Origin of the sequence: Cellulomonas gelida, from assembly GCF_006538725.1 — a bacterium.
GTDB classification, from domain to species: Bacteria; Actinomycetota; Actinomycetes; order Actinomycetales; family Cellulomonadaceae; genus Cellulomonas; species Cellulomonas gelida.
This window is the reverse complement of the sequence record NZ_BJLQ01000001.1, coordinates 35,293-47,770: the sequence shown is the minus strand read 5'-3', so window position 1 is coordinate 47,770 and position 12,478 is coordinate 35,293. Positions and strand designations below refer to the sequence as shown.

General features: G+C 72.9%; 13 protein-coding genes and 1 riboswitch. Of the genes, 9 read left to right on the top strand and 4 right to left on the bottom strand.

From position 1 onward, the window contains the following. The first annotated feature begins 29 nt into the window (after positions 1-29). The 4 genes from CGE01nite_RS00235 (at position 30) to CGE01nite_RS00220 (ending at position 4,146) form a co-directional block, all read left to right on the top strand. Positions 30-1,028 (top strand): pirin family protein, encoded by a 999-nt coding sequence (locus tag CGE01nite_RS00235; protein ID WP_141368291.1) that lies wholly within the window; start codon positions 30-32, stop codon positions 1,026-1,028. 35 nt (positions 1,029-1,063) lie between these two features. Then, positions 1,064-1,549 (top strand): YbaK/EbsC family protein, encoded by a 486-nt coding sequence (locus CGE01nite_RS00230; protein ID WP_048341768.1) that lies wholly within the window; start codon positions 1,064-1,066, stop codon positions 1,547-1,549. 111 nt (positions 1,550-1,660) lie between these two features. Beyond that, the gene (locus CGE01nite_RS00225) at positions 1,661-2,455 is read left to right on the top strand and encodes a universal stress protein (RefSeq protein WP_053071514.1); all 795 of its coding nucleotides are present in this window, start codon (positions 1,661-1,663) and stop codon (positions 2,453-2,455) included. 107 nt (positions 2,456-2,562) lie between these two features. Further along, on the top strand, positions 2,563-4,146 hold the full coding sequence (locus CGE01nite_RS00220; RefSeq protein ID WP_141368289.1) for an esterase/lipase family protein: 1,584 nt from the start codon (positions 2,563-2,565) through the stop codon (positions 4,144-4,146). Positions 4,147-5,003: 857 nt separating this feature from the next. On the opposite strand, the gene CGE01nite_RS00215 is transcribed toward CGE01nite_RS00220, so the two are convergent. After that, positions 5,004-5,408 carry a hypothetical protein gene (locus CGE01nite_RS00215; protein ID WP_141368287.1) on the bottom strand — a complete coding sequence of 135 codons (405 nt, stop codon included), beginning with the start codon at positions 5,406-5,408 and terminating at the stop codon, positions 5,004-5,006. 354 nt (positions 5,409-5,762) lie between these two features. Next, positions 5,763-5,828, top strand: a riboswitch (guanidine-III (ykkC-III) riboswitch). 9 nt (positions 5,829-5,837) lie between these two features. Between CGE01nite_RS00215 and CGE01nite_RS00210 the strand changes: the two genes are divergently transcribed. Beyond that, the gene (locus tag CGE01nite_RS00210; protein ID WP_048341833.1) at positions 5,838-6,152 is read left to right on the top strand and encodes a DMT family transporter; all 315 of its coding nucleotides are present in this window, start codon (positions 5,838-5,840) and stop codon (positions 6,150-6,152) included. Between the two features lie 25 nt (positions 6,153-6,177). On the opposite strand, the gene CGE01nite_RS00205 is transcribed toward CGE01nite_RS00210, so the two are convergent. Continuing rightward, positions 6,178-6,534 carry a hypothetical protein gene (locus tag CGE01nite_RS00205; protein WP_229747518.1) on the bottom strand — a complete coding sequence of 119 codons (357 nt, stop codon included), beginning with the start codon at positions 6,532-6,534 and terminating at the stop codon, positions 6,178-6,180. A gap of 114 nt (positions 6,535-6,648) precedes the next feature. Here CGE01nite_RS00205 and CGE01nite_RS00200 point away from each other — a divergent pair, with 114 nt between their 5' ends. Continuing rightward, the gene (locus CGE01nite_RS00200) at positions 6,649-7,269 is read left to right on the top strand and encodes a TetR/AcrR family transcriptional regulator (protein ID WP_141368285.1); all 621 of its coding nucleotides are present in this window, start codon (positions 6,649-6,651) and stop codon (positions 7,267-7,269) included. Between the two features lie 21 nt (positions 7,270-7,290). On the opposite strand, the gene CGE01nite_RS00195 is transcribed toward CGE01nite_RS00200, so the two are convergent. Together CGE01nite_RS00195 and CGE01nite_RS00190 are read right to left on the bottom strand one after the other, a co-directional pair. Next, positions 7,291-9,549, bottom strand: coding sequence for an aryl-beta-d-glycosidase (locus tag CGE01nite_RS00195; RefSeq protein ID WP_141368283.1), 2,259 nt, complete (start codon positions 9,547-9,549; stop codon positions 7,291-7,293). 70 nt (positions 9,550-9,619) lie between these two features. Then, on the bottom strand, positions 9,620-10,300 hold the full coding sequence (locus tag CGE01nite_RS00190) for a MarR family winged helix-turn-helix transcriptional regulator (RefSeq protein ID WP_082156169.1): 681 nt from the start codon (positions 10,298-10,300) through the stop codon (positions 9,620-9,622). A gap of 113 nt (positions 10,301-10,413) precedes the next feature. Between CGE01nite_RS00190 and CGE01nite_RS00185 the strand changes: the two genes are divergently transcribed. The 3 genes from CGE01nite_RS00185 (at position 10,414) to CGE01nite_RS00175 (ending at position 12,468) form a co-directional block, all read left to right on the top strand. Beyond that, entirely contained in the window at positions 10,414-10,992 is a 579-nt protein-coding gene (locus CGE01nite_RS00185; RefSeq protein ID WP_141368281.1) for an NADPH-dependent F420 reductase, read from the top strand. Between the two features lie 65 nt (positions 10,993-11,057). After that, positions 11,058-11,993: a VOC family protein gene (locus CGE01nite_RS00180; RefSeq protein ID WP_141368279.1), complete on the top strand. Its 936-nt coding sequence runs from the start codon at positions 11,058-11,060 to the stop codon at positions 11,991-11,993. A 97-nt stretch (positions 11,994-12,090) separates the two neighbouring features. Then, positions 12,091-12,468 carry a TraR/DksA family transcriptional regulator gene (locus CGE01nite_RS00175; RefSeq protein ID WP_141368277.1) on the top strand — a complete coding sequence of 126 codons (378 nt, stop codon included), beginning with the start codon at positions 12,091-12,093 and terminating at the stop codon, positions 12,466-12,468. Positions 12,469-12,478: the final 10 nt, after the last annotated feature.

Here is a 12,478-nt window from a genome sequence, read left to right as displayed (position 1 = left end):
CAGGCGCGCGGGGTGCCACAGTGGGGGTCATGACCAACCTGGAGACGCGCCCCACTCCCGAGCTGTGCGTCGGCCACGGCAGGAGCGGCCCGCTCCTGGAGCGCCACGAGGCGCGCGACGTGCCACTGGGCGGCATCCGGAACATGAACGTCCGGCGGACCCTGCCGCAACGCGCTCTTCCGACGGTCGGCGCGTGGTGCTTCCTCGACGAGTTCGGCCCGCAGGACGTGCAGATGCGCGTGCTCCCCCACCCCCACACGGGGCTGCAGACGGTCACCTGGCCGATCGAGGGCGAGATCCACCACCGGGACAGCGTCGGCTCGGACGTGCTCGTGCGGCCCGGTCAGCTCAACCTCATGACCGCCGGCCGGGGCGTCGCCCACTCCGAGCTCTCGATCGGCCAGAGCCCCCGGGTGCACGCCGTGCAGCTGTGGGTCGCGCTGCCCGACGGCCCCGCGACCGGGGCTCCCGCGTTCCAGCAGGTGGTCGACCTGCCGGTCTGGACCGCGCCCGGCGTCGCGGCGACGGTGATGGTCGGGCAGATCGACGGGGTCCGATCGCCTGCGGTCGTGCACACCCCGCTCGTCGGCGCCGACGTCGCGCTCGAGGCCGGTGCAGCGGTCGACCTGCCGCTCGACGCCACGTTCGAGCACGCGGTGCTCGTCCTGCGCGGCGCGGCGCGGGTCGCGGGCGAGCCGTGCGGGCCGGGGCCGCTGCTCTTCCTGGGTGACGGCCGCCCGGACGTCAGGCTCGAGTCCGACGACGGTGCGCGCGTCCTCGTGATCGGCGGCGAGCCGTTCGCGCACGACCTCGTCATGTGGTGGAACTTCGTCGGCCGCGACCACGCGCAGGTCGCCGAGGCTCGCGCGGACTGGGAGTCGCCGTCGCGGGCCAAGCGGTTCGGCGTGGTCGCAGGTCACGGCGACGAGCGGATCCCCGCGCCCGACCTCCCCCACGTGCGGCTCAAGCCTCGCCGGCGCCCCTCGGAGCCGTCCGCCGCGCCGCCGACACCACGAGAGGACGGGTGACACGTCGTACGCACGACGTGCGGCAGGATGACGCCGTGACGTCGACACCTTCGCTGCCCGCCCGGTCCCAGGTCGTCGCCCGGGCGCTCGAGGACGCCGGGGTGGTGGGCGACGTCGTCGAGCTGCCCGACTCGGCGCGCACGGCCGCGGAGGCCGCTGCGGCGCTCGGTTGCCTCGTCGGGCAGATCGCGAACAGCCTGGTGTTCTGGGCGGACGGGCGCGCCCTGCTGGTGCTGACGAGCGGTCGGCACCGGGTCGACACCGCGGCGCTCGCGCGGCGGCTCGGACGCTCGTCGCTCGAGCGCGCCACGCCCGAGCAGGTGCGGTCCGCCACGGGTCAGGCGATCGGCGGCGTCGCTCCGCTCGGTCACCCCGCGCCGCTGGAGACCGTCGTCGACGAGTCGCTCGCGCAGTACGCGCAGATCTGGGCCGCGGGCGGGACGCCGCACACGGTGTTCCCGACGACGTTCGAGGAGCTCGTGCGGGTCACGGGCGGCGCGGTGCACCCGGTCACGAGCTGACCCGGCGCCCCCGACCCGCGTCCGGCCTGCGGGACCTTCGTGCCGCTCGACGGCCTCTCGCGCGGGTCATGCTGGTGGTGTCAGGACGGGCGATCAGGACGAGGTGACGCGATGCGGACCGACGGACCCGTGGTCGTCGCACTCGACGGCAGCGACCGCAGCGCCGCGACACTGCGCTGGGGCGTCGACGCAGCCGTGACGCGGCGTGCGCGGCTCGTCGTGGCGCACGTGGTGGCACCCACCGTCGGCCCGTGGACGTGGGCGGGTGCGCCTGCCGTCGCGCCCGACGTCGCGTCGGCCGCCGACGACCTGCGGGTGGTGTGCCGCGAGGTCTCGCGCGCGCACCCTGACCTCGACGTGGCCGCCGTGCTGCTCCAGGGATCGACGGTGCCGACGCTCACGGAGTACAGCCGGGACGCGCAGCTGCTCGTCGCCGGGACGAGCACCGACCAGTCGCCGGCGCTCACGGTTAGCACGGCGCTGTCGTGGCGTGCTCGCTGCCCGGTGGCCCTGGTCCGCGGCGACCTCGGCCGAAGCGGTGCCGTCGTCGTGGGGGTCGACGAGACGCCGGGCTCGTGGTTCGCGGCGGGACTCGCCGCCCGCGAGGCGCTGCGCCGTTCGGCGCCGCTGCACGTGCTGCACGCCCGCCGCGCCGGCCACGGCACCGACGGGCGGGCGACCGCCCTGGACGTCGCCGCCGACCTCGCCGAGACGTATCCCTCGATCACGGTCCGCACGATCCTCGCCGACGGCGACCCCGTGCGGGCACTGGTCGACGCGTCGCGGGCCGCCGGGCTCGTCGTCGTCGGCGCCCGTCGCCTGCGCGGGCGGCGCCACCTCGTCGGCAGGCGTGTCGCGCGCCTCGCCGCCTGTCCCGTGCTCGTGGTGCGCGACGACGTGGTCTGAGCGACCCCCACCGGACGTCCGGGATCTGCGCTTCATCCTGGTATCACGTGGGTCTGCACGACATCCTTCGAGGTGACGCCGAACGGCGTCCCGACGAGGAGGCGGCGATGAGCTACCCCGGGGACGGGCGGCTGCCCGTCATCTACGTGCGCGGTTACGCGGGCGGCCCCTCAGGGATCGACAAGGCGGTCGACGACCCGTTCTACGGCTTCAACGAGGGGTCCGTCCAGGCTCGCGTCGACGGGGACAACCGGCCGCTGTTCCACCAGTTCGAGAGCCCTCTGCTGCGCCTGATGATCGACCACGAGTACCAGCTGCTGGTGCAGGGCGACCAGGAGGCGTACCTGCGGCGTCAGCAGCACGGCACCGTGCCCGCGGCGACGATCTGGGTGCACCGCTTCTACGACGAGTTCGCACCCCACCTGACGCAGGACCCCGCGACGTTCAGCATCGAACGCGCGGCACAGAGCCTGTTCGACCTCGTCAGGCTCGTGCGCGAGCAGACCGGCGCGCCGCGCGTGTTCCTCGTCGCGCACTCGATGGGCGGGCTCGTCGTGCGCAGCATGCTGCAGCGCGTCATCCCCGACGCGGAGCGGGTCGGCGGGTCGCTCGACGCCGCAGCGGCGTTCGTCGACCGCGTGTTCACGTACGCGACGCCGCACGGCGGCATCGAGTTCGCGGTCGGCTTCGGGCTGCTCGAGAAGGTGCGCGACACGCTCGGGATCCAGGGCGCGGACATGTTCGGTCCGCGGCGGATGCGCGAGTTCCTCACGCCCACCGGCGTCGCCCTGACCGACGAGTTCTCCGCGACCCGCCTCCCGGCGGGTGGCTTCCCCTCCGAACGGTTCTTCTGCCTCGTCGGCACCAACTCGACGGACTACGCCGCCGCGCTCGGCTTGTCCTCGCGCGCGGTCGGGCCGCGCAGCGACGGTCTGGTGCAGATCGAGAACGCGTTCCTCGAGGGTGCGCCGTGCTCGTACGTGCACCGCAGCCACTCGGGCCGGTTCGGCATCGTCAACTCCGAGGAGGGCTACCAGAACCTACGCCGGTTCCTCTTCGGCGACCTCCAGGTCTCGGCCGACCTCACCGGCCTGAACCCGTGGGGCAGCCCGGACGACGAGACCGTGTGGCAGCTCGAGACGCAGATGTCGATCCGCGGCCTGCCCGTGGTGCTGCACGAGCGCAGCACCGCGCACCTGTGCCCGATCCAGATCGAGCGCCCTGCCGGCGGGACGGACGTACGGCCGGTGCCCATCGTCCGCACCTACCTGTCGTCGAAGGCAACGCGTCCCCCCGACCCGAACAACGACGCGGCTCCGATGGAGACGATGCGGCACGTCCTGCGCCTGCGCCTGCTGTCGCTGCGCGCCAAGGGTGGCCTGCTGTCCTTCCTCGACCACCTCGAGCAGGCCGAGGACTGGGCCGACGTGCTCGTGGTCGACATCCAGCTGAGCGAGGGCGCCCCACCTCGCACCTGGGCCCGCTGGGGCTCGGAGCTCAAGGTCCCGCTGCGCGACTGGACTCCCGACCCTGCCACGGACGCACCCCTGAAGGACGAGGAGGTGGCCGAGGGCATCTGGCGGGCATGCGTGCGCCTGCCGGAGAACGCCCGGCGGCTGCTCGGCGACGCCGCGGCCGTGACCATCGAGGTCCAGGGCCGCTCGACCCTGCCTGCCGGCGTACCCCACTGATGATCGCTCCGCTCCTTCGCGCGGGCCGCTCGCTAGTTGTCGACCACGCTGGTGCCGCGCATGTCGATGCCGCTGTCTGCTCCGCGGTTGGTTCGGTATGCATCTGCGGAGCCCGCCCTGCAGGGAGCATCCAGATGTCCGCCCGTACGACGTCCCGCCCCCACGCGCCCATGATCCGCGCTTCCACCAGCTCGTCGTCGTGCAGCACCTTGGCTGCTCCGGCTGCTTCTTCGAGGGTCAGGGTGTGCCCGTCGATCCATGCGTCGTCGCTGCGTAGGAACTGGTGGATGTTCCCACCGCCGGTGTTGTCCGCCCAGACGAGAAGGCGCTGTTGCGAGCCCGGCTTGGTCCAGCACGGTGAGTGCGTTCGCCCCGGCGGAGGCGTCGTACAGCGCTTCCAGGCAGGTGAGGTCTCGGCGGCTCGGGGTCATACTCGGACGTTAGCGGAGGGTGGCGGGCTGTCCCCGTTGTGCACCTGCGGCGCAGCTCGGCCAACGCAGCATTCACATCGTCGGGCTACCACTGCTCGCCGACGACATCCGTGACGCATCGCGTTCGCGCACGCTCCGCCGAGTCGACCCCGGCTGCTACGAGACGACCGACGGTTCCGTCCGGGTCGTGCGCGTCGCCAACCGAGACCCCGAGGCCCCGGAACGCGTCGGCGCGCTCTGGTCCTGGATAGCGACCCGCGTCACCAAGCGCGAAGCCCTCGCCCACCTGAACTACCGGTCGCCCGCTGCCACGAGCCCGCACTCACGCTGGCTCGTCCCGTGACGGCACACGCCCGGTGCTCGCGGACAGGCCCGCGGGGCGGGCCCGAGTGACGTAGAGGCCGTTCGAGCCGTCCGGTGGCGGGCTCACCTGCACGGCGGTCCGTGCCCTTCGACGCCGACCTGGGTGGTGTTCTGCGCGACCCGTTCGGACCCGTCTTCGGTGTACGTGATCTTCAGCGCTTTGACGTGCGCGTCGTCCAGCGACGTGATCCGCATGCTCTGGATGATCTGCCAGGTCTCACCTGGCGCGATGACGACGTCTTCTACGTCGACCCGACGGTCCCACGCGAGCTGTGACGTGGCGTCGTCGTCCGCTGGTGGGATCGCGCCACCGACGGCGTACCAGTTGCCGCTGCTGTTCTCGAGGATCGCGTACGCGGGCCCGACGTCGAATCCTGCAACGTCTACCGGCTCAACCGCTGTGATGGTGATGTCGTGCGACCCGGTGTTGGTTGCGAACGCTGACCCGAGCGCCCGCGGCCCGTCCATGACAGGGGCGGAGCACACGGTGAACTCCCCGTCGCCTCCTACTCGTGCAGCAGCCCCGAACGCTACCGCTGACAGGTGTGCAATGGGCAGACGCATACCAGTTCCCCCTGTGTGCTGGTCTGTGTGACGACGACGAAGTAGACCGCAACCCGCACCCCAGATGACCAGTTTGTCCACAACTGACACTCGCCGGGACGCGCGTCCCGTCACCGCTCCGCCCCTGATCGAGCACGACCGCACACCCGCCCACACGAAGACCACAGGCCGGCCGCCCTACACCGACGAGCAACGACCGACTGGGGCGACGAGCGCACCGACGCGCCGCCGGCACCGCGCTCGTGTGAGACCCTGATCGCAGAGCCCGACGCCGGGCTCCCGGACGAGGGTGCCGTACCCGGACAGCGACAAGACGGCCACATGGAGCACATGATGGCCTGGCTCGTCCTCATCCTGTCCGGAGTCCTCGAGGCCGTCTGGGCGACCGCACTCGGTCGCTCGGAGGGCCTGCACCGCCTCGTGCCTTCCCTCGTGTTCGTGGTCGCGCTCGCGGCCAGCATGGGCGGGCTCGGGTATGCGATGCGCACGCTGCCCGTCGGGACGGCCTACGCCGTGTGGGTCGGGGTGGGTGCGTCCCTGACCGTCGGCTGGGCGATGCTGAGCGGCGCCGAGCCGGTGAGCGCCGTGCGTCTGCTGCTGGTCCTCGGCATCGTCGCGTGCGTCGTCGGGCTCAAGCTCGTCCACTGACCGCCCAACCGACGAGCCGACCGCGTCAGGCCGTCGCCGCGCGTGGGACCTGCCGGGGAGCCTGAGGCGGGCCGACGAACCAGCTCACAGACCGCGCCACGTCGCCCGCGCGCAACCACTCGTGCCGCTCGGACCGCGGGTCGCCGGGCTCGTCCCGCCACGCGACCATGACGTGCTCCGCCGTCCAGCGGACTGCGCGAGCCGGCCGCCACTCCTCGGTGCCGTCGAGCCAGACCACACGGACGATCACGGGGATGTCCCCCTGCGGCCGCACGGGGATCCGCGCGGGCGCCTCACGGTTCGCGACCTCGCGGCGCGGTGCGCGCGGCGCCGAGCGCGGTCCCAGGGTCTCCGGCCGGCCCGCCGGCGTGCTCTCGTCCACGCCCTCACTGTACTCGCACACGTGTTCGAGTCGCTCCCCCGGACGAGCGACGTCCGTGCGACAGGAGGCGGCCCATGGTCGGCGGGGCGCCACCTCGGTGCGATCCTTGGGGCCATGACCCTCCAGGACGGTGGCCCCGCCGACCCGCGCCGCGGCTACGCGCGAGGCCGCGCCACGCGCGAGGACATCCTGGAGACCGCGCTCGTGCTGTTCGGAGAGGTCGGGTACCACACCGCGTCTCTGCGCGAGATCGCGGCACGCGTCGGCATCTCGCACCCGGGTCTCCTGCACCACTTCCCGAGCAAGGCCGCCCTGCTGGAGGCGGTGCTGCAGCGTCGGGACGACGTCGACGACGCCGCGATGCAGGTCGACCTCGCGCAGGGGGTCGACTACCTCGAGGCGCTCGTGCGGGTCGTCGAGCGCAACGCGGCACGTCCCGGGATCGTGGAGCTCTTCGCGACGCTCTCGGCCGAGGCGACGGCGCCGACCCACCCCGCGCACGCGTACTTCGAGCGTCGCTACGCCGAGGTGCTCACGACCACGACGGCTGTGTTCGAGCAGCACCGGGCGGCCGGGACCCTGCGCGCCGGGGTCGACCCGGCCTCGGCGGCGCGTCGGCTCGTCGCCGTCATGGACGGTCTGCAGGTGCAGTGGCTCCTGGGTGCCGACTCCCCCGCCGACCGCGTGGACATGGCCGCCGAGGTGCGCGCGGAGTACCTGGCGTTCCTCGCCTGACCCGAGCGCTCCGGACGGCGCTCAGGCGTTCGCGCGCGCGACGAGCGCGGCGAGCCCCTCGAGGTCGACGGGCGCGAACCCGAAGTCGACGATCGCGCGCGCCGGCATCTGCAGCATCATCGCGAGCGTCGTCGCATCCAGCTCGTCCAACCCCGGCTCGCCCGGCGGCGGCTCGAGCAGCGGCGCGAGGAGCACCGACCCGACCGGGTGCTCGAGCCACTCGGCGATCGTGGACATCTCGGTGAGCTCGCCCCACAGCGGCTCACCCTCGACCTCGACCTCGACGGCGCCCCGCACGTCGCGCGACGACGCCCCGACCTCGACGACGAACGACCCGCCCTCGACGACCCACCGCCGCTGCCCGGCGTGCCAGTACGCCAGGTCGCGCGCCGCGAGCTCGAAGGTGAGCGTCCGCGACCGGCCGGGCTCGAGGGCCACCTTGGCGAACGCCTTGAGCTCACGCACGGGACGCACCACGCTCGCCTGCGGGTCGCGCACGTAGACCTGGACGACCTCCGCGCCGGCGCGGTCGCCGAGGTTCGTGACACGCACCCGCACACCGACCGTGACGTCCGGCCCCACGCCCGAGACCTCCGCTGCGATCTCGTCGTAGCCGAACGTGGTGTAGCCCAGCCCGTGCCCGAACGGGTAAGCGACCTCGAGCAGCCGCGTGTCGTACCACCGGTAGCCGACCAGGATCCCCTCGCCGTACCGGACGTGTCCGTGCTCGCCGGGGAAGCTCCCGAACGCGGGGGTGTCCTCGAGGCGCAGCGGGATCGTCTCGGTGAGCCGACCGGAGGGTTCCGCCGCTCCGGTCAGCAGGTCCGCCACCGCCGAACCGCCGGCCTGGCCCGCGAGCCACGTCTCGAGGATCGCGGCCGCGTCGTCGCGCCACGGCATGTCGACGGCCGATCCGTTCGCGAGCACGACGACGACGCGCGGGGTGACCGCGGCGAGCGCGTGCAGCAGCGCGACCTGGTTGTCCGGGAGCCCGAGCCGGGGCCGGTCGTAGCCCTCGGACTCGTCCTGCGCGGGCAGACCGAGGAAGGCGACGACCGTGGACGCGCTCCGGGCAGCCGTGACGGCCGCGTCGAGCAGTGCCGGGTCGTCGCCCTCGTCCTCGAGCGTGAACCCCGGCTGGAACGCCACGTCCCCCAGGCGGTCGCGCAGGGACGTCAGCGCGTCGTCGAGCCGGGTCGGGTTCACGAGCGACGACCCCGCACCTTGGTACCGCGGCCTCCGGGCGAGCTCGCCGACGACCAGCACGTCGCCGCCCGTGAGCGGCAGCAGCGCGGCGCCGTCGACGGAGTCGTTCTTGAGCAGCACCGAGCCCGCAGCGGCGGCCTCGCGGGCGAGCGCGTGGTGCGCGTCGACGTCGACGTCGACCGGCTCGGCGAGCGCCGGGAGGGAGCGCGCCACCAGGCGGAGCACGCGGCGCACCGCCTGGTCGAGCACGTCGGGTGCGAGCCGACCCTCGCGCACGGCGTCCGCGACCTCCTCGTCGGGACGCGGACCGGACGCCGGCATCTGCAGGTCGAGCCCTGCGGCGAGCGACGCGACGCGGTCGTGCACGGCACCCCAGTCCGAGACGACGAGGCCCTCGAAGCCCCACTCGTCGCGCAGCACGTGCGTGAGGAGCCAGTCGTGCTCGGACGCGAACGTGCCGTTGACCTTGTTGTAGGCGCACATCACGGTCCAGGGCTGAGACTGCGTGACCACGCGCTCGAACGCCGGAAGGTAGATCTCGCGCAGCGTGCGCTCGTCGACGTCGGCCGAGACGCGCATGCGGTCGGTCTCCTGGTTGTTGGCCGCGTAGTGCTTGAGCGACGTTCCGACGCCCTGCGACTGGATGCCGTCGACGAGGGCCGCGCCGATCTCGCCCGAGACGACAGGGTCCTCGGAGACGTACTCGAAGTTGCGACCGCACAACGGGGTGCGCTTGATGTTGACGCCCGGGCCGAGCAGGACCGCGACCTCGTGGGCCCGCGTCTCGCGGCCGAGCGCCTGGCCGACGCGTCGGACGAGGTCGACGTCCCAGGACGAGCCGAGTGCCGCCGCGGTCGGGAAGCACGTGGCGGGCGCTGCCTCGCCGAGGCCGAGGTGATCCGAGGACGCCACTTGCTTGCGGACCCCGTGGGGGCCGTCGGTGACCATGATCTGCGGCACGGCGAGGCGGTCGACGCCCTTCAGGTGCCAGAAGTCCGCGCCCGACGTCAGCGACGCCTTCTCCTCGAGCGTGAGCTCGGCCAGGACTCGTTCGACGTCGAACACCTCGGTCATCCCCGGGCCTCCTCCAGCGGCAGCGTCCCTCGACCCTAGCCGCATCCCTACCACGCGGTAGGGATATGCGTCAGGACACGGGGTCGGCGGCACACTCCGCGCGTGCGGGCTCCGGAGCCGGGTCCGCGGCGCACTCGGCGCTCCCCGGGCCGGTCGCCGGGTCGGCGGCGCACGTGGAGCCCTCGGGACCGGGGACAGGGTCGGCGGCGCAGTCCGACGACGCGGTCACGGCGAGCCGCCCGTCCGGGTCGAGCCGCCGCAGGATCGCGAGCATCAGGTCGGCGAGGCTCGCGACTCCCTCGTCGTCCAGCCCGTCCAGGATCATCGTGCGCACCGCGTCGGCGTACAGCGGTCGGGCGGCGAGGTAGGCGTGCTCCCCCGCGGCGGTGAGGACCGCGTTCGTCGCACGCGCGTCCTGCTCGCACGGCGCGCGGTCGACGAGGCCCTTGCGCTCGAGCCCGGTCACCACGCGGGACAACCGCGGCAGCGTCGCGTTCGTCCGGCCGGCGAGGGCTGACAGGCGCATGCGGTACGCCTCCGCCTCGTGCAGCGCCTCGAGCAGGCTGAACTCGAAGGACGTCAGGCCGACCGGTCCGAGCTGCTTGTCGAGCGCGGTGGGCAGGAGCTCGAGGAGCGCGTGCAGACGCGCGACGGCGACCCGCTCGTGCCGGAGCAGGTCGGCGCTCCCCTCCGCCTGGCGCTCGGGGTGCACGTCGGAACGCTCGGCGCGGCGCAGGTCGGCGATGCTCATGCAGCCAGCGTACCAACAACTTGCACCTACAACCATCGTGGTCTACTGTCTCAGTTGTAGATACAACCAACCGGCGTCCGTGATCCGGGGCCGAGCAGAGAAGGAGCATGACGGTGACCACGTTCTCCATCATCGGGACCGGCAACATGGGCAAGTCGATCGGCGGCGTCCTCGCCGACGGCGGCAGCTCCGTCACGTACGTCACCCACGACGAGGTCGGCACCACGCCGCTCACCGGCGACGTCGTCGTCCTCGCGGTGCCCTACCCTGCCGTCGACTCCCTCCTGGACGCCTACGGCGACCAGCTCGCGGGCAAGGTGGTCGTCGACATCACCAACCCTCTGAACTTCGAGACGTTCGACTCGCTCGTCGTGCCCGCCGGCTCGTCGGCCGCGGCGCAGATCCAGGCCAAGCTGCCCTCGAGCACCGTGCTCAAGGCCTTCAACACCAACTTCGCCGCGACGCTCGCCGCCAAGACCCTCGGCGGTGTGCCGACGACCGTGCTCGTCGCGGGTGACGGCGACGCGGCCAAGGCCTCCCTGGTCGACGCGCTCGTCGCGGGCGGCGTGCAGGCCATCGACGCCGGCTCGCTCGCGCGGGCCCACGAGCTCGAGGCGATCGGCTTCCTGCAGCTCACGCTCGCCGTGGGCGAGAAGCTGCCGTGGACCGGCGGCTTCGCCGTCGCCCGCTGACCCCTCCCCACCCGTCCGGCCGGGCCCCACGGCCCGGCCGGCCCCGTCACCAGGAGTCCCGCACCATGACCACGCCCCTCGACCAGCCCGCCGCCACGAGCGACGACTCGGTCATCAACCCCGACACGTCGATGGACGCGGTCACGCTGCACGTCGGTGACCTCGAGCGGATGTCGACCTACTACTCCGACGCGCTCGCGATGGAGCCCATCGAGGAGCGCAGCCGCGGGCGCCAGGTGCACCGGGTGCTGGGCCGCGGGACCACGCCGATGATGCGGCTCGTGCACACGCCGGACCTGCCGGGTGTCGACCCGCAGGCGTCGGGGCTGTTCCACACCGCATTCCTCTTCGACGACCAGGCGAGCCTCGCCGCGACGGTCTACCGCGCCGCACAGGACCCGCTGAGCCGGTTCGTCGGCTCGAGCGACCACTCGGTCAGCGAGGCGTTCTACTTCACGGACCCCGAGGGCAACGGGATCGAGCTGTACACCGACCGGGACCGCAGCCTGTGGCTGCACGCGCGCGGCCAGATCATCATGGACACGACGTTCCTCGACCCGAACGACTTCCTGCGTCGTCACCTGACGCAGGAAGCGCTCGACGCCGGGCCGGAGCTCGCCGGTCGGGTCGGGCACGTGCACCTGCAGGTCGGCGACATCGCCCGCGCAGAGTCCTTCTACGTCGACGCGCTCGGCTTCGAGGCGACCATGAAGGAGTACCCGGGTGCGCTCTTCGCCTCGGCGGGCGGGTACCACCACCACGTCGCGATGAACGTCTGGAACAGCCGGGGTGCGGGGCCACGGGCGTCGACGCTCGGCCTCGGCGACGTCGCGGTGACGGTGCCGGGCCGGGACGACCTCGACGCGCTCGCGGCGCGCCTGCGCTCGCGTGGCGTCGCCTTCGCCGACGACGGTCGCTCGATCACCGCGCACGACCCGTGGGACACGCAGGTCACGGTCTCGCTGCCCGGCTCGACGACCGAGGACGTCCTCGCGCGCTGAGCCCGTCCGCTGCCTCGATCGTCCCGGGCGCGTTCGTCGGCGGCGGGCGTCAGAGCGATGCCTGCGCCGGGCACATGCCCGTGCGAAGGTGGCGGGCATGGACCAGGGTGTCGAGGACGTGCGGGCCCGGTTGCTCGCGCTCCGCGCCGAAGCCGTCGAGCGAGCGGCCGGGCTCGGCGCGGCCAAGTCCGACCTCGTCGCGGCGTCCTGGGGCACCAACATCGACGACGAGCACGACCCTGAGGGCCAGACCATCGCGTTCGAACGCGCCCAGGTCGACGCACTCGCCACGGATGCGCGCCTCCGGCTCGCGGAGGTCGACGCGGCGCTCGACCGTCTCGCCGCGGGCACGTACGGCACCTGCGCCGTCGGCGGAGAGCCCATCGACCCCGCCCGGCTGCTGGCACGTCCGACCGCGACGACGTGCGTCGAGCACGCGCAGCCGCCGTCCACCACGCGACGCAGGGACCGCTGAGCCGCCGCGT